Genomic DNA, 21686 nt, shown 5'->3' on the forward strand with positions numbered 1-21686 from the left:
CGTTAAACATTTCCGGCCGAGCAATCTATCACTGCTATTTGAAATTCAGTGATCCGCTTTTCTTATCTGCATGACGCCTGCATTAGGCGAAATATCAATTGTGTTTTTCCTGCTTGAAAAATTTGCTTCAATAGAGCCAAGCACTAATGAATCTTCATCAGCGCGATGTTTCAATGTAAAAGTGAATTGCTTGTTACTTGTTAAAACAAAAATCAGCAGCACCCGACTGTAAATCCAATTTGTAAAAGGTATTTGGAAAAGTAATCCATTTCATAATCTGACAGGTGAAGCACAGCACCGGTGAAGTTCCTGATAATTTTCCCTTCACGGTCAGCATCAAACTTTTTCAGGTAAGCTGTTGGTGTAAGCAAATCTTCCTGATAAGGAAAATGATAATAGTTGAAACAAGCAGTGTCGTACGCCATCATCCAAAAACTCAATGCACTTCTTTCATAAAAGAGCGAGCCATCAATATAAACCATGGTACCGTGCAAACTTTGCGTGTGCTGCCATCTTCCTTTCCTCGTCGAAAGTTTGGACCAGCATAATTTTTGCCAGTACTGGGCTTTCTGTAATAATTCTCGTTGTCTTTCAGTCTTGTCAACGCTGAAACCACCCCCGTTGTTCCCCTGCGTGCTGAACCAGCTTAATGAAGCTGTATCAAATACTTCCTATAAAGTGTTTACGCCGTATAAATACGTGCCTGTCCTATGCGTTTCATTACTGCCTTTTGATGTCCTTGTTTCCAATGCTCCCAGCACATTTTTGACAAACGTAACTTTGATTGTTGAATGGGTTTAAGCGTCTTCATCTCGCAATACAACATACAAAATGATTGAAATTGAAACCACAGGCAGTTGTGCATGCTGGTCCATAGTAATTACCGGCAGTAAATAAAACAAACCCATACCCATTTAATCATCCCATTGAAAATTGATGTACAATGAATCGGTGTTAAAATTAATAGCATTTTATGCTTGCTCAAAAAACTGATGACAATATCATGGCCCCATCACTTGAATTCATTCCATTTTGTTGCAACTTTCAATGCCATCAAATATCCGTTAACTTGCAATAGACTACAAAATCAAATCACGACACTCATGAAAAATAATACTCTTTATCCTAACGGTGTTAGCAGCCAATGCCGCAATGTCTCTAAGTGGCACGCAATATTTACCGCATCAGGTACTTTCACTATTTCCTGAAAATGTAACTAAAATCACTATAGAAGAAGTTGGGTGCCGGTGGAACCGGTGGACAATGGCGGCGGCGGCGGCGGCGGCGGCTACGCGATGGGCGAATATACCGTAACGCCAATGAGCGTGCTTGAAGCAACCGTAGGCACAGGAGGAAATGGCAGTGCAGAGGGGACCACAAGTGTCGATCAGTTGATTTCCGCATCAGGTGGTGAAAATGGATCCTCTGTTCCCAATCCGAACCTTGGCGGTGGTGGTGCAGCCGGCGTGGGTGCTGGTGGAAATATTTCTAACAGAACAGTTGCAGTAATTGTTTCCAACGAATTCTGCACTGATACTTCTGAATGCGTTAATCTTATTGAAACAGGATTGACGAATGTATCGAATGAAGATGTTTTGATTGTGTATCCAACTAATTTCACGACGAACATTCATATCGAACATGCAACCGGTCATGAAAAATATGAATTGTCCAATGAAGCCGGCCAGTTGATCTGGACAGGAAAACACATTGAACAACAAAATTTTCAATGCTGGAAACCGGGTGGTATTTTTTGAAGGCGAAGGATCAGCAATCAACAAAGTCGTTTAAACTGCTGAAGCAATGAAACAATATTTCATAACATAAGGAAATCGGGATCACCCCGTGGCCTCTCAAAGGGGCACCTTTCTCCTGTTCCTTTCTGTCGCTTGAATAAATGTTTTAGCTACCAATCAATCAGAATTTTTTTCGGAAGCATTGACCCAACGCTGATTAAAAGAAAATGGAGATTTAATTCAGATGAAAAATGTTCGCTGGCCATACCTTCGATAGCGGTTCCAATAGCCAAAGAAGCAGTAGCCGCAGGTGAAGGAGCATTCAACACATGAATGGCATTTCCATTCACTTCAATTTTAAAATCATCGATCATTTCTCCGCAGGAGCAAGTGCCATCGCACGCACGCCGGCACGTCCGGGAGTGAGGTCGTCGAGTTGCAGGTCGGGAATTAATTTGCGCAATCGTTTTAAGAAAAATCTTTTGAGAAAGTTATCCATGGTATTCATCAAGTCCAAACTTGATGTTCTTCGCAAAAAAACTTCCACGTGCCTCCAAATGAAAATGCATCTGCAGTATCCTTCAATGAAAAATCTGTTTTGCCATAACCTTCCCGCTTAAAGACAAAAACTGCATTCGGTCCGCATTCAGTGCCGCCATGTATCATGCGGGTGAAGTGGACACCAAGAAAAGGATACTTAGGATCAGGAACAGGATAAATGAGATTGCGCACTTTACGCATTCCTTTCTCCGTGAGATCATAATAGTCGCCACGGAAACCCACAATGGCTGTGTCTATTTTCGCGCCTTCCTTCTTTGCTACACGGTCACTTTGCAAGCCCGCACAGGCAATGAGATAGGTTCCTGTGAATTTACCTTTCGGCGTAATAACAGTTGTTGCATCTGAATATTTTTCAAAAGCAATTGCTTCATGTCCGGTCAATACTTTACTGCCGGGAAAACCATTCTCAATCAGCTCTACATATTTACGGGAGACTTCTGCATAATCAATAATACCGGTGCATGGAACCCATAAACCTTCAATGCCGGTGCAGTATGGTTCAATTTCTTTGATTTGCGAGGCATTAATTTTTTCAATGCCTTCCACACCATTCGCAAGGCCATTGTTGAAGACTTTTGTTCATATGCGCCAGTTCTGAGGCATGTGTAGCCACTACAACCTTTCCACAGATATCATGTTTGATGCTGTGCTCTTTGGCAAAAGCTACCAGTTCTCTTCGGCCATCCACGCAGTTTTTTGCTTTGTAAGAACCGGGCTTATAATACAACCCTGAATGAATTACGCCGGAGTTGTGGCCGGTCTGATGAGCAACGACTGCTGTTTCCTTCTCAAGAACAAGAATCTTTTGGAAGGATATTTCCTGTTGATTTTATACGCCGCTGCAAGCCCAACAATGCCGCCTCCGATAATAATGATGTCAAAGTGATTGTTTTCCAAAGGATACTTTTTTGCGCAAATGTAATTGATGCATTTTTATAGCGGAGAAAATTATGCGGTCGCAAATAATAATAGTTCTTGTGCCTCCGCTTCGAATTTGATCTTCCTCTCATACCGCAGCCCTATTTTTCAAGCAGTCGTATCGAGTGCACATTGTCATCATTCGTGATGGCAACAATTCGTTTCAGTCCAATCTTTACCTTACCATATTCAAGAGTCGCTGTTGCAGATTCGGTGGCATATCCGTGTCCGGTGCATCATCCAAAGCAAGATGACAAAGAATCAGGCGCTCTGTTACCATTACATCCATAGATTATAAAATTTATCCGTTCGCTTTTTTCAATCAATTACAGAAGCACTTCCAAATGCAACTGCGCGAGTCCCTTTTCGGAATGATTTCGATTCCAGCAGCTTCAATTTCATTTCCGGACAACCCTGTTTGAACAATGCAATTCCTTCACCTAGCAATACAGGAATTATGGAAATGTAAAGTTCATCAATCAACCCTTCATTCAATAATGAATTCACCAGTTCTGATCCACCGTCAATATAAATGTGACGGCCTTCTTCTGCTTTCAGATTTTCAAGCAGGTCTTTTAATTCACCGGAATAAAAGGTAATGTTCCCGATAGGTAAACGGGGGAGTGCGTGTTATAACAAAGACTTTTTTGTCAGCATGCGGCATATCAATTCCAAAGGTCAATACTTTATCATAAGTCTTTCTTCCCAAATAACAATGTCCACTGTCGAATTAAATGCGGCATAACCATAATCCCTCTCCTGCCTGTTCAACCATTGATAAAATTGGATGTCACCATCCTGTTTAGCAATATAGCCATCCAGGCTCATTGCTATATAGAGTATCACTTTTCTTTCCATTACTGTTCAATAAGTGACAAGTGGTTTTTTTTGAGTAGCAAAACAATGCTATGGTATGTTCCCATGAGCGACTCGTTTTCAAAATGATTAGCTGGCAATGAAAGTAACCGTGGTTGCTATGTTTATTGTTCATCCCTGCATAAATTAATTCAGGAAGTTGCAAATCACCTGCTGCATCCATTTCCCAAAATGGATTGTAAGCCACTTCAAATAAATGTCCGTCAAGATCCTTAAAATAACCGCTGTAACCGCCCCAGAAAACTTTCTGTGCAGGCTTAATAATTGTTGCACCAAGTTGCGCCACTTGATTCAATACTTCATCCACTTCTGCTTCAGAGGTTGCATTGTAGGCAATCGTGATTCCCGGGAATCCGTTTCTTCATGATTAACTGTTGCATCTTCCGCCAATAATTCCCGTGGATAAAGTGCCAATACCATTCCTCCTAACGGGAAGAAGGCAATGTTGTCGTTTCCTGCACCTGACTTTTTCCAGCCCAAACCATTTTCATAAAAATCAAGTGCGCGCTGAAAATCATGTACGCCGAGTGTGATGATGCTGAATTTTTGTCGCATAACCGTTAAGGGTTTTATCAATTTATTCTATCGTGAATGGATGATGAATTAGTGCATGCAGGTGTTTCGAAATGTTATCTGTTCAAAATTAAAATTAAAAATCACTACTGCAGGGTAACGATTTACGCGATTCAAAATTCAATCAAACTTCACATATTCCCTTAAATTTACATTGCAACAATTAAATTCATGATCAGACATTTACTATTGTTCGGCCTGCTTGTTCGTTGCCTTCCAATCTGTGCGCAGGATTTTGGCTGGGCTATCAGGCAAAGTGGAAGTGATGCTGAAGCTGTGTACCAGGTGGCGGAAGACGCCGCAGGAAATATTTATGAAGCAGGAAATTTTCTGGAGCACCGTTGACTTCAATCCCTCAGCAGCGACCTTCAACCTTACTTCAGCCGGATTAACTGATAATTTTATTTGCAAGCTCGATGTGTCCGGCAATTTTCTTTGGGCAAAACTGTGGGCGGAACAGGTTATGATAACGCCAGTAACATTTGTGTGGACGTGAATAACACGATTTATACAGGGGGAAAATTTCAAAACACTGTTGACTTCGATCCATCTCCTGCCACCTACAACCTGACTGCTGCTGGAGGTGATGAGGCTTTATTGCCGCTTATTCCACTGATGGCCATCTTCTGTGGGCGTCCAAATTCGGGAGCACCGGTGCTGACTTCATTGAAGGCCTGGTGCAACAGGATGGATTCGTGTATGCCACTGGCTACTTTCAGGGTACTGTAGATTTTGATCCGGGAACAGGAGTTTATAATCTTTCAGCTACAGGTGCTGACGCAACATTCTTTTTAAAATTAGACACTGCCGGAAATTTTATCTGGGCGAAATCCATCAGCGGAACTTCTTCCATCCTTGCATTTGATATTGATGTAGATGTTACAGGCAATGTTATTGCAGGTGGAGAATTCTGGGGTACCTGCGATTTTAATCCCGGAACCGGCATACAATCCAAATCCGCGACCAATTTTTCTTCCGATGCATTTTTATTGAAGTTAGATGCGAATGGAAATTTTGTGTGGGTCGATATTTTTAATGGTGACAATGATGAATGGGTAAAATCCATTGATCTTCACAGCAACGGTGATGTGGGCGTTTGCGGTGTTTTTCAGGGTACTACAGATTTTAGTCCGGGAGCCGGAACTTATAATCTTACCAGCAATGGAAATTACGATGTGTTTATTGCACGGATGAATGCTGATGGAAGTCTCAATTGGGCAGGCGCTGTTGGTGGAACATTTAATGATCAATTAGGAGAACTTGATATTTCAATGTCGGGTGATTATTTTTTAACGGGAGGATTTTCCGGTTCAGTGGATTTTGATCCCGGTGCTGGTAATTACACCATCAACGGACCAGGCAGCACAAATATTTTTTACCTGCAACTAAACAGCTCCGGTACTTTCGTTAACGCCTATGGGTTTGGAACAATCAATTCTTCTTCTATCGGAAATTCTATTCATGCGGATGATGCAGGTCGCATCACTATGGCAGGTGGATTCGAACAAACCATTGACTTTGATCCGGGGATTGCAGTTTATAATCTGACGTCCATTCTGGGAACGAGCGATTGCTTTGTGTTGCAACTCAACAGTTGCATTCCTGCCGAAACCTCCATCAATGCGACTATTTGTACCGGCGACAGCATTTTTGCTTCCGGTGAATATCAAACGATGTCAGGCGAATATATTGATTACCTGACAGCAAGCGATGGCTGTGATTCTATTGTAACACTACACTTAACGGTGTTGCCTTCTGCAAACAATAATGTAATAGCCGCCATTTGCGAAGGAGATAATTATCTTTTTGAAGGAAGCACGTTGACTGATGCAGGAATTTATACAGTGCATTTGGTTGCAGGCAATGGTTGCGATTCCACCATAACGTTAACACTGACAGTTCATCCGAACTATGAAACAATATTGAATGCAACGATTTGTGAAGGCAATACTTTTCCATTTAATGGAAATGAAATTGATTCAACAGGAACTTATATGGCTAATCTGTTGGCCACTACCGGTTGCGATTCCATGATAACATTACATCTTGAAGTGCTGCCTATCATGAATACAGAGATTTCCGAAAACATTTGCGAAGGCGAAACATTTCTCTTCAATGGAATGACTTTAAATACTGCCGGTGATTACAGCGCTGCTTTGATCAGCAACTCCGGTTGTGATTCTTTGGTTACACTGCATCTTACGGAAACAATAATTAATGCCGCCGTGATGCAATCCAATGATACACTTTTTGCTACAGGCAATGGAAGCATACAATGGATTTTATGTGAAAGTGGCTTACCCATTCCTGGTGCTGATCAAACCATCTTCATTCCGATACAAGCAGGGACTTATGCTGCTGTTTTTACCAACGGAAATTGTTCCGACACAACAGTATGCAAATATTACACAGTCATAAATGCTCCGGTAGCAAATTTTAATGTTGAAGTGTATCCGAATCCGGCAAGAGAAAAGATCACTATACAAATAAGTGATTATTCATTTCCCGTGACTGCTGAATTGAGAAATGTATTTGGTGAATTGATTGAGCAAAAGGAATTTTCAAAAATTGTCACATTTGAGTTGCAGGAGTTGCCCTCCGGAATTTATTTCCTTCCTATTTTTTCTACAAACAACAGTGTGATAAAAAATTGTGGTGGGTAAAGAATGAAACCAGGTACCATTCAACCTTCTTTAATTCAGCCTTTCAATTTCCCTCCGGAAATCATACTGCAGATCTTCATGCAATGCCGGTAATAATTTCTGAACCTTCTTCAACTGTGCTTCATAAAGATTGGTGAGCGCGACACTTTTATGAATGGAAATACCTGAGCGCTTTAATATTGTGCAATAGTAAATCAGCAAAGTAAGCGCTGTCGCTTTATCACCTGAGTATCGGATGTATTTATTGACACCCCGTAATATTTTCCGCAAACTTTTCTTCACCAGGTAAAGGTTGTTATGTTCCGGAATATCAGCAAACTGTTCGTCAATATATATCTTTACATTTTCAATATATCCTTGTTCATCATCCGCTTCAAAAAGCAGGTAGGTCAGCAATTCTTTATTTTCCTTTTTAAACCGTGCCATTCGCAGGCACAAAGCGAGTAACTGCGCAGCAGGCACCTGACTCAGTTCTGCTTTTAGTTCATGAAGGGTGGAAGTTTTCATGGTGTGAAGCTACACTTAATGACCAATGACCAAGAGACGTAAGACTTGAAGACCTAAGACTTGAAGACCTAAGACTTTGACTGCGACTAATAACGCTCACGCAACGGCGTCAACAGTTTCTCTAAACCATTCAGCCTGATTTCATACATGGTAGCGAGCAAGATGCCCAGCTTTCCTTGCGGAAATCCCTGGCGCTGAAACCATTCGAGATAATACACGGGCAAATCGCAAAGCAAGGTGCCTTTATATTTTCCATAAGGCATTTGCATACTTACCAATTGAAGTAAAAGTTCAGGATTGGGTGCGGAATCCGGCGTTTCCATAATGTTGTGAATGTATTGATTTTCGTGTTGGGAAGAGCGCGTGCGTTCAATTAGTGAACCCTGAATAAAGTTGAAGATGTGGTGAATAGTCATAAAAATGAACCGCCTGCTTTAGTCGTTTGCACATCGTGATATGCCAGTGAAATAAAATTATATTTTTGCAACTAACCGAAACAAAAATTCATACTCATTAAATTAAACGGAGCATGGCAAAAATTTCAATCTACCTGAATTTTCAGGGCAACACAGAGGAGGCATTTGATTTCTACAAATCAGTTTTCAAAACAGAGTATCAGGCACCAATCATTCGTATGAAAGATGCACCGACTCCTCCTGGCATGCCATCTCTTTCGGAAAAAGATGGTAATAGTGTGATGCATGCTTCCTTACCTATTTTAGGAGGCATTCACATTATGGGCACGGATATGCTGGAGAGCATGGGACACAAGATCGTTATCGGCAACAATACCACCATCAATCTCGAACCAGACAGCAAGGAAGAAACTGATAATTTGTTCAATGCCTTATCAGACGGTGCTTCTGACATAGCGCCCATGCGCGAGGAATCGTGGGGTTACTGGGGTTGCTGTTTAGACAAGTTCGGAATTCGCTGGATGTTTAATTTTATGCCGGCGTCTCAACGATAGTTCACACAAAGAATAATTTGACAACATTTTGTTGCCGGTTCATGAATGATAAAATCATTCATTCGTTCTCCGGCAATGTTGCTTCTCCGATTATCTTTAAATACTCAAGGGTCATTTTAGCTTCCGCTTCATCTACTTTGCTGATCACCACTCCTGCATGCACCAATACATAATCATCTATCCTGACATCATCTACCAGGTAGAGATTCACTTCCTTGGTAATACCTCCAAATGAGACCTTTGCTGTTCTGAATGTTTCGTCAGTCGTATTACTGATGGAAATTATTTTACCGGGAATAGCTAAACACATAACTCATTTTTTTGTAGTCAGTTAACAAGGCTGGATTCGCCTTCTCGTATTTCAACCCTGCAAGTTTCCATCACTATCGGGAATATTTGTTGACGGAAACCAACGCCTTGTGCAAATCCTCCGATATGGATGTAATATGTTTTCATCAAAATGCTTTAAACAGGTTCGCGAACAACTACTTTCGATTGCAACCAGTTATACCAATCCGGTAATCCTTCTCCGGTAAGACAACTGACTTCTATAATATCCAGTTGAGGATTGATTCTTCTTGCATACGCCTTTGCTTTTTCCATATTAAAAGGAACGTAAGGTAAGAGGTCCGTTTTGTTGATGATGCAAAGCGTAGAAGAATGGAACATCTCCGGGTATTTTAAAGGCTTGTCTTCGCCCTCAGTAACACTCATAATCACCACTCTCTCCTTTTCGCCCAGATCAAACATGGCCGGACAAACAAGGTTGCCCACATTTTCAATGAACAACACAGCATCTTCATTCAGCTTCATCCCGTCAATTGCGTGCAGCACCATATGTGCATCAAGGTGACACCCTTTCCCGGTATTAATCTGAATTACGTTTGTGCCGGTTGCATAAATGCGATCTGCATCGAGACTGGTTTGCTGATCGCCTTCAATTACATTAAAATCAAACTTCCTTTTAAGATCTGTTAAAGTTTTTTCCAGCAATGCAGTCTTACCCGATCCGGGTGAACTCACCAGGTTAATGGCGAGTATATTCCTGTCTTTAAAGTAACCACGGTTTCTTTGTGCAAGACGATTGTTCTCCTGTAAAATATCCTGTTCAACTGAAACGATTGTCTTTTGGTGTAGATGCCGATGTTCATCCACATGGTGATGATACTGGTGATTAACCTGATCTGGTTCCAGCTCAAAATGGAGTTGTTCACGCACAGGAAGAGGACGAGGAACATACATCATTACATTGCCATTGCTTTCACATCCACAGGTTGCACACATAGAAAATTATTTTTACAATCATTCACAAAAAAAACAATGCACGTTTTGCATTTTAAATTCGACTGATTCTTTAGTGGTTTCAGAACATTACCCTCCTTACAAATCATTACGCTTTTCTTTCTTTCTGAAAAAAACAGAACCCGCAATAATCAGAACAGCCGCGCATAGTATAACAACCAGGTGTTCCGGTTCTGCAAAATAATGGGTGATGGTGTATCCATCCGTAATACCATGACCAGGATGAGCAAAACCAGATAAGGGTATCAAAACTGACGGCAGACTCAGGCTCATTATTTTTTTCATGGCAATTTATTTTATTGACTGCCAATATTACAAAACCGGGTACGCCAGGCAATTAACAAAAATCATATCCCTGCATGATAAAAATCATTTAGCTGAATCAGGCAGCCTTATCAGGAAATGAATGGAAGAAATGAGTCAGCATGCATCGCAGGTTTTCACTACATCAGTTTTACCCGTAAATACAAAGCTGATGCAACTTTCAAATTAGAAACATATGTTCAAAATCAGTTGCAATGATGACAATTATCATATTCCCCGCTCTATAATTGAGGGAGTTTAGTTGCGCATTTTAACTAAACATTCAGTGATTATGGCTGATGATAATCTTAGCATACGGAAAGAACCGCCACAAACTCAAGTGCTGAATCATTTGTGGGAATTACAACTGCGCAACGGATGTATTCAGGATGATGATATAAAAACACTTGCACTCAGATTCAATCTTTCAGAAATTGAAGTGGAAGGCGTGGTTTCCTTTTATCATTTCTTTCACCGTAAACCGTCCGGCAAATTCACTATTTATCTCAATAACAGCATTGTTGCTGATCTCAAAGGATTCAAACGTATCAAAGAAACTTTTGAAAGAGAAACAGGTGCCACTTTCGGTTCAGTAGATCGAACAGGCACATTCGGGCTTTTTCTTACGCCTTGTATCGGACTCAGCGACCAGGAACCATCGGCACTCATCAATTTCTATCCTTTCACCAACCTGAATGCAATCAAGGTAAAAGATACCATTGCAGCGCTCAAAAACGGATCGTTGCCCGAATCGATTTGCGATACACCAGCTGATCACATTCGTTATACACCGGCCGATGATAAAACTGTTTTCTTCAAACCATTTACAGCCGGAGCAGCGCTGGCAAAAGCGCAGGTAATGGGTGCTGAAGGTGTTTTAGAAGAGCTGAAAAAAACTGAACTGGCCGGACGTGGTGGTGCTAATTTTCCTACCTGGAAAAAATGGAGTGCAGCAAAAAAACAACAACAGGCATCCAAATTTGTGATCTGCAATGCTGATGAAGGGGAACCCGGAACTTTCAAAGACCGCGTACTGATGAGTACGCAGGCAAAATCGCTGATTGAAGGCATGCTTATCTGCGGATATACTATCGGCGCATCTAACGGAATTATTTATTTGCGTGGCGAGTACCGGTGGTTGAAGAACAAACTGGATGAAGCCATCAATGATTACAAAAAAGCCGGCTTATTAGGAAAAGATTGCGGTCAGATCAGGGGTTTTGATTTTGAAATCAGGATTCAGTTGGGCGCCGGCTCCTATGTGTGCGGCGAAGAAACTGCACTGCTTGAATCATTGGAAGGTAAGCGTGGCGAACCCCGCACAAAATGGTTTTTCCCGGTAGAGAAAGGATATCTGCAACAACCCACTGTCATCAACAATGTAGAAACCTTTTGCGCCGCAGCGCGCATCATTGAAATGGGTTCAGCAGCTTACCTGCAACTTGGCATTCCCGGTTCACCCGGCACTAAACTCATCAGCGTTTCCGGTGATTGTAAGTTGCCCGGCATCTACGAAATTGAATGGGGAATGACGGTAGCTGAATTGCTTGAACTCTGCGAAGCGGAAGATCCGTTTTACATTCAGATCAGCGGACCTTCAGGCGAATGTATTTCTGTTAAGGAAAAATACCGTCGTATTTCCATGCTGGACCTTATGGCAAGAAAAGATATACGGTGCGGTGGTTCATTTATGGTCTTCAACAAACAACGTGATCTCGTAAAAGTGCTGTTGAATTATTCCGAATTTTTCAAATCCGAGTCCTGTGGCATCTGTACACCGTGCAGAGCGGGCAACTTTATCATTCAACGCAAGCTGGAACGACTCGATAACGGACTTGCCAATGAAGCTGATTTGCAGGATTTAAAAAACTGGGGTACGATTATGAAAAATACCAGCAGGTGCGGACTTGGCAAGACGGCCACCAACAGTTTGATCCAAGCGATGGATAAATTCCATCATTATTTCGCCGGCAAACTCGACAAAGATTTTAATGGGTTAAACCTGAAGTTTGACATGGAAGCGGCAACAGCAGCATACGAGCAATACAAAACATAAAGTGTTATGTCAAAAATGATCAACATAACTATTGATGGGAAAAGTTTTCAGGCGGAAGAAGGAAAAAACCTGATGCTCGCTGCCAAAGAGAATGGCATCTTTATACCATCACTTTGTTACTACGAACACATTGAGCCACCACTCGGCACTTGCAGGGTTTGCACGTGTAAAATCAACGGTAAATTCGGACCGGCGTGTACGGAAAAGGTATCCGAAGGCCTTTCGGTAGCAGTGAATACGCCGGAGTTGATGGATACCCGCAAGGCATTGGTGGAAATGATGTTTGCCGAGGGAAACCACATCTGTCCGGCCTGTGAAAAAAGTGGTAACTGCGACCTTCAGCATATGGGCTATGAACTCGGCGTTTCTTCCACCCGTTTTCAGCATTTATTTAAGGACCGCCTCATCGATTTTAAGCCCAGCAGAATGGTGATGGAACACAACCGCTGCATCAAGTGTATGCGATGCGTAGTGGATGTGACAACCACCGATGGAAAAAAAGTTTTTACTTATCAGAACAGAGGCAATGAAACTTTTGTGGGCATCGACTATGAGCAGGAAGCCCGCCTGACAGATGAGCAGGCGCTCAACGCGATGAAAGTTTGCCCTACCGGCGCCATCATTATCCGGGGCGTAAACCAGTCGGAACCATTCGGCGACCGGAAGTTCGACCTTGAATCGACGCAGAAAGATTACAACAAAAAACCTGTGCTCACAAAACGCCTGGTAGCCATGGAGAAAAAAATGGTGGCCACTGTTTCATTAGCCGGTTGCTTTGGATGCCACATGTCGCTGCTTGATATTGACACTGAATTACTGGATGTGATTGAACTGGTATCTTTTGCTAAATCGCCGCTTACAGATTTTAAAAATTTTACCACACGCTGTCACATCGGTTTGATTGAAGGGGGTTGCTGCAATTCAGATAATGTAGAAACACTACGACTGTTCAGAGAACATTGTGATATACTTGTCGCGCTTGGTGAATGTTCCGTTTGGGGAGGATTGCCTACCATGAGAAATGCCATTCCGTTAGGTGAATGCCTGGAAGAAGCCTATCTGAATTCAGTAACCAGTGAAGCTGGTAACACCATCGTTCCTTATCATGAAGACCTGCCTAAAATGCTGGATCGTGTATATGCCTGCAACGAAATTGTGAAGATTGACTACTACATTCCTGGTTGCCCTCCTGATGCCAACCATATCTGGAAAGCAGTGAAAAACCTGCTTTGGGGTGAAGAATATTCCATTCTCTATTCTGAATTTAAATATGACTAACACGAAACTGTTATGAACAGAAAAATAACCATTGATCCGGTTACAAGGGTGGAAGGCCACGGAAGAGTCACCATACATCTGGATGAATACGGACAAGTGAAAGACTCCTTTTTTCATATAGTTGAGTTCAGAGGATTTGAAAGGTTTATTCAGGGCCATCCATATTGGGAAGCACCTGTGTTGGTGCAAAGGCTTTGTGGAATCTGTCCGGTAAGTCATCACCTTGCTGCGGCAAAAGCGGTTGATCAACTGGAAGGTGTTGATCCGAAAGATCTTTCACCCACAGCCACCAGGCTTCGCCGGCTGATGCACTTCGGACAAATATTTCAGTCGCATGCATTGCATTTCTTCTACCTCGCATCTCCCGACTTGCTGTTTGGAATGGATGCTCCGGTAGAAAAAAGAAATGTGATTGCAGTTGCAGTGGAGAACAGGGAGTTGGCGATCAAGGGTATCACCATGCGCAAGTTCGGACAGGAAATTATCAAAGCCGTAGCCGGCAAAAAAATTCATGGCATCCTCGCGGTTCCGGGCGGTGTACATAAGACATTGACAGAAGAAGAGCGCGATTACTTTCTGAATGGGAAAAGCATTGAGAACATTGATACCATGATAGAATGGTCGCAGGCCATCGTAAATTTCATGAAAGATTATCATGAAAAGAACAGGAAGTTCCTGGATGAGTTTGCAGCGTTTCCATCCGGCCATCTTGGAATGGTGAACGATGAAGGAGGCCTTGATTTATACGATGGAAAGCTGAGGGCAATAGACAGTGAAGGCAACATCACACTCGATGATATCGCAACTGATCTGTACCAGGAATATTTTTCTGAAGCAGTGGCGCAATGGTCGTACATGAAATTCCCTTACCTGAAAAAAGTAGGCAGGGAGAACGGATGGAACCGCGTTGGACCGCTGGCAAGAATGAACATGTGTGATTTTATTCCTACACCCTTAGCTGAAAAAGAACGGCAGGACTTTATCGCGTTTACAGGAAAGAAAGTGAACAACAGCACCATGTATTCTCACTGGGCACGCCTGATCGAAATACTGCACTGTGCTGAAGTGATAAAAGAACTGTTACACGATCCGGAATTGATGGGTAACGACCTCATAAGAAAAGGCACGCCGCGGTTAAAAGGGATCGGAATTATTGAAGCACCGCGAGGCACACTCACTCATCATTATGAAGTGGATGAGAAAGGAATGATCACGCGTTGCAACCTGATTGTTTCTACCACACATAACAATGATGCAATGAATACTGCTGTGCGATGGGTAGCTAATAACGTAATCAGCCGGAGCGGAAACATTACAGATGGTATGCTGAACCAGGTAGAAGTGGCAATAAGAGCTTATGATCCTTGTTTGAGCTGCGCCACGCAAGCTATGGGCAAAATGCCATTACACGCGGAGTTGTACAATCATCTTGGAAAACTGATTGATGAAAAATACAGCAACTGAAAAAGCAAAAGTGCTGCTGATTGGCATTGGGAACAGTGGGCGAAGTGATGACGGACTGGGTTGGATGTTTGCTGAACTGGCATCGCGGTTCCCACAGATTGATGTTGAAACCCGCTACCAGTTACAGATTGAAGATGCTGAACTCGTGCATAAATATGATACTGTGTTTTTTGCAGATGCTTCTCATACTGCTTTGCCCAACGGATTTCAGATGCATCGCATAAAAGCAGCCCGCCATTTTTTTTACTCCTCCCATTTGCAATCGCCGGAAACAATTCTTTACCTCGCGAAAGAATTGTACGTCAAATCTCCCGATGCATATTCGATTGCAATAGAAGGATTGCATTGGGAATTAGGAACAATAGTAAGCGACGAGGCAAATATTCACCTGCAATCTGCATTCAGTTATTTCGAAAAAAAAATAACCCGCATTTTTCAAATCAAGTATAGCACACAACCAGGGACATGATTCATCATACAGGAATAGTTAGTTGTTATAGGCCATTCCTCTTACATTCTCCATCACTTTTTTCCTATACGTTTTCCGTTATCTTAGGCATGATACCATAGCCTATATGCACTTTGAAAACATCACATGGTACAGGTGTCTTAAAAGCTCATTCCAGAGAAACATAGCGGAAACTGAAACTCTTGCGATCATGCTTGCTTTTGCGGCCAATAAGCGGGGTTTGCCGAAGCAAATTATTTATCCTTGATATACCGTACCGAAAATCCATTCGCCCGGCGGTAGGTAGTTTTCACTATCGATGGGTTACCTTTTTCAAAATGAATTCCATAAGCTGTCTGATCACCATCTGTAGTGGAACTCCAGTAAAATCCCCACGTATCTTTGAAGTTGTAGATTTCAGTAGGGCTTATATTCGCACTTTTATTGCCACCCATCATCAGGTTTAAACCGGAAGTGCCGCCATCCATCAATGCCGGCAATGCTTTTTCATCGCCACCGAAATAGTTGATCAATTCCTGCCATTCATCAAGAGAAGGAAGGTGCCAGCCCGGAGGTGCTGCCGCCAATGCATTGCTGAAATAATACAACCGGCCATATTTTAAATTGTTGATGGAATCATTTTCGAAATACCAGCTCTTGGGAGTTTTGTAGTCCCAGTTTTTTGTCATCCATACCTGGTTGCCAATTTTTATGGAAGGGAAATCAGTGGCTGCTTTGTTGTTGTTGCCTGCCGGATTTGTAACTGTAAATGCTGTTGAAGCAATCAATAAAAGTGCAGCAAGCAAGAGGTGGTTCTTCATGGTAATGTAATTTGATCCGCAAAAATTAGCAGGAATTATTGAATTAGAAAAATCTGAATTTTTGTGTATTGCCAGAGGTTACATCCGTTTTGCTTCATTAATTACTTCCTGCATCTTCATTTACCAGCTGCTGCACATAACCTTCAGGAAGCTGAATACCCATTTTTTGCACCTGCTGCGCGTCGGCAATCGCTTCTTTGTAGCGCTTCAGTTTTTCAAATGCCTGCATTCTGAAATAATAATTGTTGGTGTTGTTGGGCATGTTTGCAATGGCAGTGGTAAGGTCAGTAACTGCCTGCTGGTAATCGCCCGTTTTTAAATACGCTAAACCACGATTGTTCAGCACATCCAAAAATTCAGGATCATATTTCAGTGCAAGATTATAATTGATGATGGCTGAGTCCGGCTGCTCCTTAATCATATAGAGGTTGCCCAAATTATTATAGGACCGCGCATTCCCGGGATCTTGCCTGATGGCAATCATAAAATCCATCATTGCGCTGTCGTTCTTTTCAGCGATGCTAAAAGCTATGCCACGGTTCATGTGTGCATCAACATCATTCGGCTTTAGTCTTACCGCGTGGTTGCCATCTATTATGGCGGAATCAATTTTATTAAGCACCCGGAACAGATCGCAACGGTTGACCAACGCCTGTGAGAAATCAGACTGCAATCGCAATGCGATATCATAATTTTTCTTAGCCAGCTCCAATTGGTTATTTTTCTGATAATAAGAACCCAGGTCGTTGTAGGCAATCGGCACACGGGGATATTTTGCAATCACATCCGTCCAAAGTTGCTCACTGCTGTACCATACTGCAGTTCTTTCCCTGCACTGATAACAAAGAAACATGATCCAGCAGGCTGCTGCGATTGCAACAGGCATTCTGAAACCGGCTGACTGCATATTTTTCTGCTCCCAGACCATCGCAATAAGCATCGCAATTGCAAAGAAGAGACCCGTAAAGGAAAGATAAGTATAACGGTCTGCGGTGATGGCGCCTCCTACGGGAAGTAACTGCAACACCAGGAAGATATTGATCAGAAAGAAGAGCAATCCAAACACCAGCCAGTCAATGCTTTTCCTGAACCAGTACACCGCAAATCCAATCAACAATACAATAACAGGAGATGCATACACAAGCCATTCAAACACTTTGTTTCTTTCTTCCGGATACGGATAATACGCCGAAAGCTTAAGCGGCAACACCAGCCGCAAAAAATAACTGATGATTGCATATGCGGAAAACATGAGCCTTTCCGGAAATGAATACATGGTGATATCCTGAATAGAATCAGAAGCATGCTGTGCATAAATGGCCACTGCGCCAAAGCAAACTGACAATACAAAAAAAGGCACTTTCTCCCATAATAATTTCGTGGTAAATTTTTCTTTCCGGTACCAATCAATCAACAGCATGATGACCGGAAGTGTAACGGCTTGCGCTTTTGAGAGCAGTGATAAAGCAAAGAGCAAAAGTATCCATCCATATTTCAACATTCGTTGCGCATTGGATTCCTTGTATTGAACGTAAACAACAAGCGCGGCAAAATAAAAGCAAGTGTACAGCAAGTCCTTCTGTGCGCTCACCCACGACACAGATTCGACATGCGCAGGATGAATGGCAAACAGCAGCGAACAAATAAGCGCTGCAATTTCATTTTTGGTGAGGCGACGCACGAAATAAAACAACAATAAGGCATTCAACAAGTGCAGCAAAAGACTTATGATATGAAAACCGGATGCATCTTCTTTAAAAAGTGAATACTCCAATGCCTGCACAAACACGGTTACAGGATGATAGTTACCCATTACCTGCTCCGAAAAAATTCCATGGAGATCGAAATGAGTTACGATATCATTTTTCAACACATAGCCTTCATCGTCCCAGTTAGTCCAGGTATTATTCACCGATGGTCCGTAGACCACAACAGTTATCAATACAATTATGGCAAGAAAAAAAAATGACTTGTTTTTTTCAGGTTTTGTTATGGCAGCCTTCCGCGCCGTGATAACCTGCTCAGCGGGGTTTTTTTTCCCTTTGTATTTTTTTGATGCGCTCATGCAACAAAAATAATCCAGTTGGGAAAAGAAAACAGTAAAAACGAAAATCACGCATTGAACAATGGCACACAAACCTGGAAATAGCCATTCGTCTGCGATACCTGGAATTCTTTACCACCCAGCAGCTCGCAGCGGGCACGGATATTATGCAATCCGAAACCGGTGGAGATCACATCCTTTTTGGTCTGAAGTTTATTTCTTACACAGATGCGTTTGCTGTCGATAGTAAATACCTGCACAATCAACGGTTGTTCCTGCGAGACAACGTTGTGCTTCACCGCATTTTCAATTAAGAGCTGCAAGGTGAGTGGTGGAAGTTTCTTCTGCCGGATATTTTCAGGAATATCTGTGTGAACGATCAGTCGTTCACCATGGCGCTGCCTGAGCAGGAATATATAATTTTCAGTAAGCTGCAATTCTTTTTCGAGTGTTATCAGGTCAATGTCCTTGTAAGATAAAAGACTGCGGTAAAAATCAGACAAGTGATCAATGTATGACAATGCCACCGCCTGATCTTCCTCCACCAGTGTAGCCAGTGTGTTAAAACTGTTGAAAAGAAAATGCGGATTAATCTGTGATTTAAGATTTTCAAATTGGAACTCAATACGCTCGCGCTTTAATTTCTCTTCCCGCTCGCGGCGCCGGTCACGTTCCTTAATCAGGAAATTAATCAGTAAACCGCCGGCAATCAACCATGCGCTGATAAACCACCACGTTGTCCAGAATGGAGCTTCGATGGTAAAAGTATAAGTAGCAGTTGGGGCATCATCAAAATTGTGATGAATCGTTGACTGAATTTTAAAAGTATAGGTTCCGGGTGGCAATTCGGGATAGATGGCGCGCTCATCTTTTGTTTTAACCCAATCAAGGTCATGGCCCATCAATATATAGCGGTACCGAATCTGCGAAGGGTCGGAATTCCAAAAAGACTGGAAGTCAAAAGCAAGATGATTCTGATTGTGGCGGAAGCGATGTGTAATATTGATATTGATGGGTTCCAGGTACACCATCACCTGCCTGATTTCCACCTGTGCTTCATGCGAAAAGTCAGTAGAAGGTGTATAATATTTCAAGATCCCTTTTTTTGTTGAGATCCAGATATTGCCAAACTGATCTCTGCAAAATGCATTCAGGTTGGGAGAAATGCCATCGAAGATCTGCCTGTTACGGTACCGTCGTACCTGGCTGGCTTTGTGTTCGATCACATCCACTGCATCATTTTCAATTACCACAATATCACCATTCGCATCTGTGGTGATTCCTGTGATTGCCAAATCGCTGAGGCCTGATTTTAATCCGAAATTGACAAATGTTTCTCCGTTAAATTTGAAAACACCTGTTGATGGCGTACTGAACCAGATGTTTCCGAAAGGATCTTCAGTGATTGAATAAATGGTATTGATATCTATGTTATCCGCCTTTTCATACGAATGAAAAACACCCTTATCAAATGCTACTAATCCATTCCCATCTGTAGCAAACCACACCCTGCCTTTTGAATCAATGAATGTCTGATAAAGGTAGTTGCTGTGCAGGCCGCTTTCCTCTGTATAATTCTGAAGGATCAGGTCCTCTTTGCTTTCAATTTCCATTTGAATATTACAGCGTGTAACGCCTCCAAGTGTTGCGATCCACACATTGACCATATCACCGCTGACGGACAAAACATTATCGTTTGATAGTCCGTCTTTTTGCAAAATCTGCATGAAACTCCGCTTTCCGGCAGGTCTTAAAAACACGCCGTCATCAAAAGTGCCTACCCAAATCTGATGATGAAAGTCTTCATAGATAGAAGTGATTACCGGCTGTTTCACCGAATGGGTTAGCTTCACATTTTCTGTAATGCTGGTACCGGTGGAATCAAATAGTGTTTTGAACAAGCCATCCAAAGTTGCATACCACAGCGAAGTGCTGCTATCGTAAAATACCGCCTGCACCGGCTTTTTCAAGTCAATGTTATCCGGTGTAACCCACTCAAAGAGTGCAGGAAACTGATCGAGTCCCCGTGTAGGTGAAACCACCCAGAAATTGCCTTCGCTGTCAATCGTGATATCAGACGCTTTGATATTATCGTAACCCGTAGCCTGGTTGTAAAAGATCGGATGAAAACTATCGTGCAGGGAAACACTGACCAATCCTCTGCCCATGGTACCAATCATGAGCCGGTTATGATCTTTGATAGCTAAGGCGATCACCGGACCATTGTTCCAGGCACGACTGAAAGAGGGAATACTGAATTTATTTTTTGAAGGATCAAAAACACAGATTCCATGATCCTGTGTGCCGATCCATATTTTTCCGAATTCATCTATAGCCAGCGAGCGGACAATTTCATCAGGTAAGCCCTGGTTGATGCTGTAGGTGGTAAGCACAGGTTTTCCATCCATCAAAGTGCATTGTGTCAATCCGCCGTCGGTTCCCAACCATACAGTTTCTCCTCCTGCTAAGATCATGGTGTAGATCTCATTTTCAGGAAGTCCTTGTTCAGTAGTTACCTGCTGCATCTTTCCCTTTTCCCTGATGTATAATCCTTTGCCATAGGTTGCTACCCAGAGCCTTCCGGAATTGTCAGCCTGAAGACTGACAACAGGCGCAGGAAAAGTTTCATCCAATACAAAATCTTTGTTCCAGACTTTCAGTGAGCGGTGCATGAGCTTTCCATCTTCGAAGCCGATATGCACATATTGACTATCGCAACAAATCGCTGAAATATTCTGCGATGAACTATCTCGAAAACCATTCGAATTAAAGTCAGCACCATCGAAACTGAACAATCCTCTCGTTGTTCCCAGCCACATTCTCCCGTAAGGATCCTGCGTAATTTTATTAATGGTCAGCGGCTGATAAGAAGAACCTGGCTCATATTGGCGCCATATCGTTGCCTGGCCGCTGGCAGCAAATGGTATAAACAGCAGCAGGAAGCAGTAAGGAAAAATATTTATTGTTCGGGTCAAGTGGTTTCAAATTAAGTAAATTACGATGAGTGTAGTGAAGCAAGAAAACATTCATCGAAAAACAGGCAGCACAAAGTTGACGGGTTTTACATTTTTTTCATCAACATCAGCAACACGGTCAAATATGCACTGCTTCAACCTGATTAACATGCATCAAGCATTGTAATGTTAGTAAAAAACAACAAAATTTA

General features: G+C 42.3%; 18 protein-coding genes and 4 pseudogenes. 9 read left to right on the plus strand and 13 right to left on the minus strand.

Going from position 1 to position 21686, the window contains the following annotated elements:
* Positions 1-212: 212 nt before the first annotated feature.
* Positions 213-482 carry a hypothetical protein gene (locus IPO83_05345; GenBank protein ID MBK9730698.1) on the minus strand — a complete coding sequence of 90 codons (270 nt, stop codon included), beginning with the start codon at positions 480-482 and terminating at the stop codon, positions 213-215.
* Positions 483-1247: 765 nt separating this feature from the next.
* Between IPO83_05345 and IPO83_05350 the strand changes: the two genes are divergently transcribed.
* Positions 1248-1757 carry a hypothetical protein gene (locus tag IPO83_05350; protein ID MBK9730699.1) on the plus strand — a complete coding sequence of 170 codons (510 nt, stop codon included), beginning with the start codon at positions 1248-1250 and terminating at the stop codon, positions 1755-1757.
* A gap of 149 nt (positions 1758-1906) precedes the next feature.
* On the opposite strand, the pseudogene lhgO reads toward IPO83_05350, so the two are convergent.
* The 4 pseudogenes from lhgO to IPO83_05370 all read right to left on the minus strand — a co-directional run bounded on the left by lhgO (position 1907) and on the right by IPO83_05370 (position 4646).
* Positions 1907-3194, minus strand: a pseudogene (gene lhgO / locus IPO83_05355) (L-2-hydroxyglutarate oxidase).
* Positions 3195-3245: 51 nt separating this feature from the next.
* Positions 3246-3439 (minus strand): annotated as a pseudogene (locus IPO83_05360) (GNAT family N-acetyltransferase).
* Positions 3440-3533: 94 nt separating this feature from the next.
* Positions 3534-4073: pseudogene (locus IPO83_05365) on the minus strand (dihydrofolate reductase).
* 154 nt (positions 4074-4227) lie between these two features.
* Positions 4228-4646: pseudogene (locus IPO83_05370) on the minus strand (VOC family protein).
* Positions 4647-4835: 189 nt separating this feature from the next.
* On the opposite strand from IPO83_05370, the gene IPO83_05375 reads away from it, so the two are divergent.
* The 3 genes from IPO83_05375 (at position 4836) to IPO83_05385 (ending at position 7327) form a co-directional block, all read left to right on the plus strand.
* Positions 4836-5009 carry a hypothetical protein gene (locus tag IPO83_05375; GenBank protein ID MBK9730700.1) on the plus strand — a complete coding sequence of 58 codons (174 nt, stop codon included), beginning with the start codon at positions 4836-4838 and terminating at the stop codon, positions 5007-5009.
* Positions 5010-5099: 90 nt separating this feature from the next.
* Complete coding sequence (locus tag IPO83_05380; protein MBK9730701.1) at positions 5100-5393, plus strand: hypothetical protein; 294 nt, start codon at positions 5100-5102, stop codon at positions 5391-5393.
* Positions 5342-7327 carry a T9SS type A sorting domain-containing protein gene (locus IPO83_05385; protein MBK9730702.1) on the plus strand — a complete coding sequence of 662 codons (1986 nt, stop codon included), beginning with the start codon at positions 5342-5344 and terminating at the stop codon, positions 7325-7327. Before IPO83_05380 ends, IPO83_05385 begins: the two co-directional genes overlap by 52 nt.
* 30 nt (positions 7328-7357) lie before the next feature.
* Here IPO83_05385 and IPO83_05390 read toward each other — a convergent pair whose 3' ends face one another.
* Together IPO83_05390 and IPO83_05395 are read right to left on the minus strand one after the other, a co-directional pair.
* Complete coding sequence (locus IPO83_05390; GenBank protein ID MBK9730703.1) at positions 7358-7834, minus strand: hypothetical protein; 477 nt, start codon at positions 7832-7834, stop codon at positions 7358-7360.
* An 86-nt stretch (positions 7835-7920) separates the two neighbouring features.
* A complete protein-coding gene (locus tag IPO83_05395) occupies positions 7921-8157 on the minus strand; it encodes a DUF3820 family protein (GenBank protein MBK9730704.1) in 237 nt (78 codons plus the stop codon).
* A gap of 206 nt (positions 8158-8363) precedes the next feature.
* Between IPO83_05395 and IPO83_05400 the strand changes: the two genes are divergently transcribed.
* Entirely contained in the window at positions 8364-8804 is a 441-nt protein-coding gene (locus tag IPO83_05400) for a VOC family protein (protein MBK9730705.1), read from the plus strand.
* A gap of 58 nt (positions 8805-8862) precedes the next feature.
* On the opposite strand, the gene IPO83_05405 is transcribed toward IPO83_05400, so the two are convergent.
* From IPO83_05405 to IPO83_05415, 3 genes are all read right to left on the minus strand, one after another.
* On the minus strand, positions 8863-9114 hold the full coding sequence (locus IPO83_05405; GenBank protein MBK9730706.1) for a HypC/HybG/HupF family hydrogenase formation chaperone: 252 nt from the start codon (positions 9112-9114) through the stop codon (positions 8863-8865).
* Positions 9115-9269: 155 nt separating this feature from the next.
* Positions 9270-10088 (minus strand): hydrogenase nickel incorporation protein HypB, encoded by an 819-nt coding sequence (hypB, locus tag IPO83_05410; GenBank protein MBK9730707.1) that lies wholly within the window; start codon positions 10086-10088, stop codon positions 9270-9272.
* A 96-nt stretch (positions 10089-10184) separates the two neighbouring features.
* Complete coding sequence (locus IPO83_05415; protein MBK9730708.1) at positions 10185-10391, minus strand: hypothetical protein; 207 nt, start codon at positions 10389-10391, stop codon at positions 10185-10187.
* 310 nt (positions 10392-10701) lie between these two features.
* Here IPO83_05415 and IPO83_05420 point away from each other — a divergent pair, with 310 nt between their 5' ends.
* Genes IPO83_05420 through IPO83_05435 form a run of 4 tightly spaced genes read left to right on the plus strand, consistent with a single transcriptional unit; the run spans position 10702 to position 15676 of the window.
* Positions 10702-12465, plus strand: a complete 1764-nt coding sequence (locus IPO83_05420; protein MBK9730709.1) for an NAD(P)H-dependent oxidoreductase subunit E — start codon at positions 10702-10704, stop codon at positions 12463-12465.
* A 6-nt stretch (positions 12466-12471) separates the two neighbouring features.
* Positions 12472-13743: a (2Fe-2S)-binding protein gene (locus IPO83_05425; GenBank protein ID MBK9730710.1), complete on the plus strand. Its 1272-nt coding sequence runs from the start codon at positions 12472-12474 to the stop codon at positions 13741-13743.
* Between the two features lie 12 nt (positions 13744-13755).
* Positions 13756-15207: a Ni/Fe hydrogenase subunit alpha gene (locus IPO83_05430; protein ID MBK9730711.1), complete on the plus strand. Its 1452-nt coding sequence runs from the start codon at positions 13756-13758 to the stop codon at positions 15205-15207.
* On the plus strand, positions 15188-15676 hold the full coding sequence (locus IPO83_05435) for a hypothetical protein (protein MBK9730712.1): 489 nt from the start codon (positions 15188-15190) through the stop codon (positions 15674-15676). Before IPO83_05430 ends, IPO83_05435 begins: the two co-directional genes overlap by 20 nt.
* A gap of 233 nt (positions 15677-15909) precedes the next feature.
* On the opposite strand, the gene IPO83_05440 is transcribed toward IPO83_05435, so the two are convergent.
* The 3 genes from IPO83_05440 to IPO83_05450 form a co-directional block, all read right to left on the minus strand.
* The gene (locus tag IPO83_05440) at positions 15910-16476 is read right to left on the minus strand and encodes a hypothetical protein (GenBank protein ID MBK9730713.1); all 567 of its coding nucleotides are present in this window, start codon (positions 16474-16476) and stop codon (positions 15910-15912) included.
* Positions 16477-16573: 97 nt separating this feature from the next.
* Positions 16574-18541, minus strand: a complete 1968-nt coding sequence (locus IPO83_05445) for a tetratricopeptide repeat protein (GenBank protein MBK9730714.1) — start codon at positions 18539-18541, stop codon at positions 16574-16576.
* A 47-nt stretch (positions 18542-18588) separates the two neighbouring features.
* The gene (locus IPO83_05450) at positions 18589-21495 is read right to left on the minus strand and encodes a histidine kinase (protein MBK9730715.1); all 2907 of its coding nucleotides are present in this window, start codon (positions 21493-21495) and stop codon (positions 18589-18591) included.
* Positions 21496-21686 lie beyond the last annotated feature (191 nt).

Source organism: Chitinophagaceae bacterium (assembly GCA_016717285.1).
Lineage (GTDB): Bacteria > Bacteroidota > Bacteroidia > Chitinophagales > UBA10324 > JACCZZ01.

Coding starts and splice junctions, on each gene's coding strand:
- IPO83_05345 (MBK9730698.1), bottom strand. CDS start 482: ATGGTTTATATTGATGGCTCGCTCTTTTATGAAAGAAGTGCATTGAGT.
- IPO83_05375 (MBK9730700.1), top strand. CDS start 4,836: ATGATCAGACATTTACTATTGTTCGGCCTGCTTGTTCGTTGCCTTCCA.
- IPO83_05390 (MBK9730703.1), bottom strand. CDS start 7,834: ATGAAAACTTCCACCCTTCATGAACTAAAAGCAGAACTGAGTCAGGTG.
- IPO83_05395 (MBK9730704.1), bottom strand. CDS start 8,157: ATGGAAACGCCGGATTCCGCACCCAATCCTGAACTTTTACTTCAATTG.
- IPO83_05400 (MBK9730705.1), top strand. CDS start 8,364: ATGGCAAAAATTTCAATCTACCTGAATTTTCAGGGCAACACAGAGGAG.
- IPO83_05405 (MBK9730706.1), bottom strand. CDS start 9,114: ATGTGTTTAGCTATTCCCGGTAAAATAATTTCCATCAGTAATACGACT.
- hypB (MBK9730707.1), bottom strand. CDS start 10,088: ATGTGTGCAACCTGTGGATGTGAAAGCAATGGCAATGTAATGATGTAT.
- IPO83_05415 (MBK9730708.1), bottom strand. CDS start 10,391: ATGAAAAAAATAATGAGCCTGAGTCTGCCGTCAGTTTTGATACCCTTA.
- IPO83_05420 (MBK9730709.1), top strand. CDS start 10,702: ATGGCTGATGATAATCTTAGCATACGGAAAGAACCGCCACAAACTCAA.
- IPO83_05425 (MBK9730710.1), top strand. CDS start 12,472: ATGTCAAAAATGATCAACATAACTATTGATGGGAAAAGTTTTCAGGCG.
- IPO83_05430 (MBK9730711.1), top strand. CDS start 13,756: ATGAACAGAAAAATAACCATTGATCCGGTTACAAGGGTGGAAGGCCAC.
- IPO83_05435 (MBK9730712.1), top strand. CDS start 15,188: ATGAAAAATACAGCAACTGAAAAAGCAAAAGTGCTGCTGATTGGCATT.
- IPO83_05440 (MBK9730713.1), bottom strand. CDS start 16,476: ATGAAGAACCACCTCTTGCTTGCTGCACTTTTATTGATTGCTTCAACA.
- IPO83_05445 (MBK9730714.1), bottom strand. CDS start 18,541: ATGAGCGCATCAAAAAAATACAAAGGGAAAAAAAACCCCGCTGAGCAG.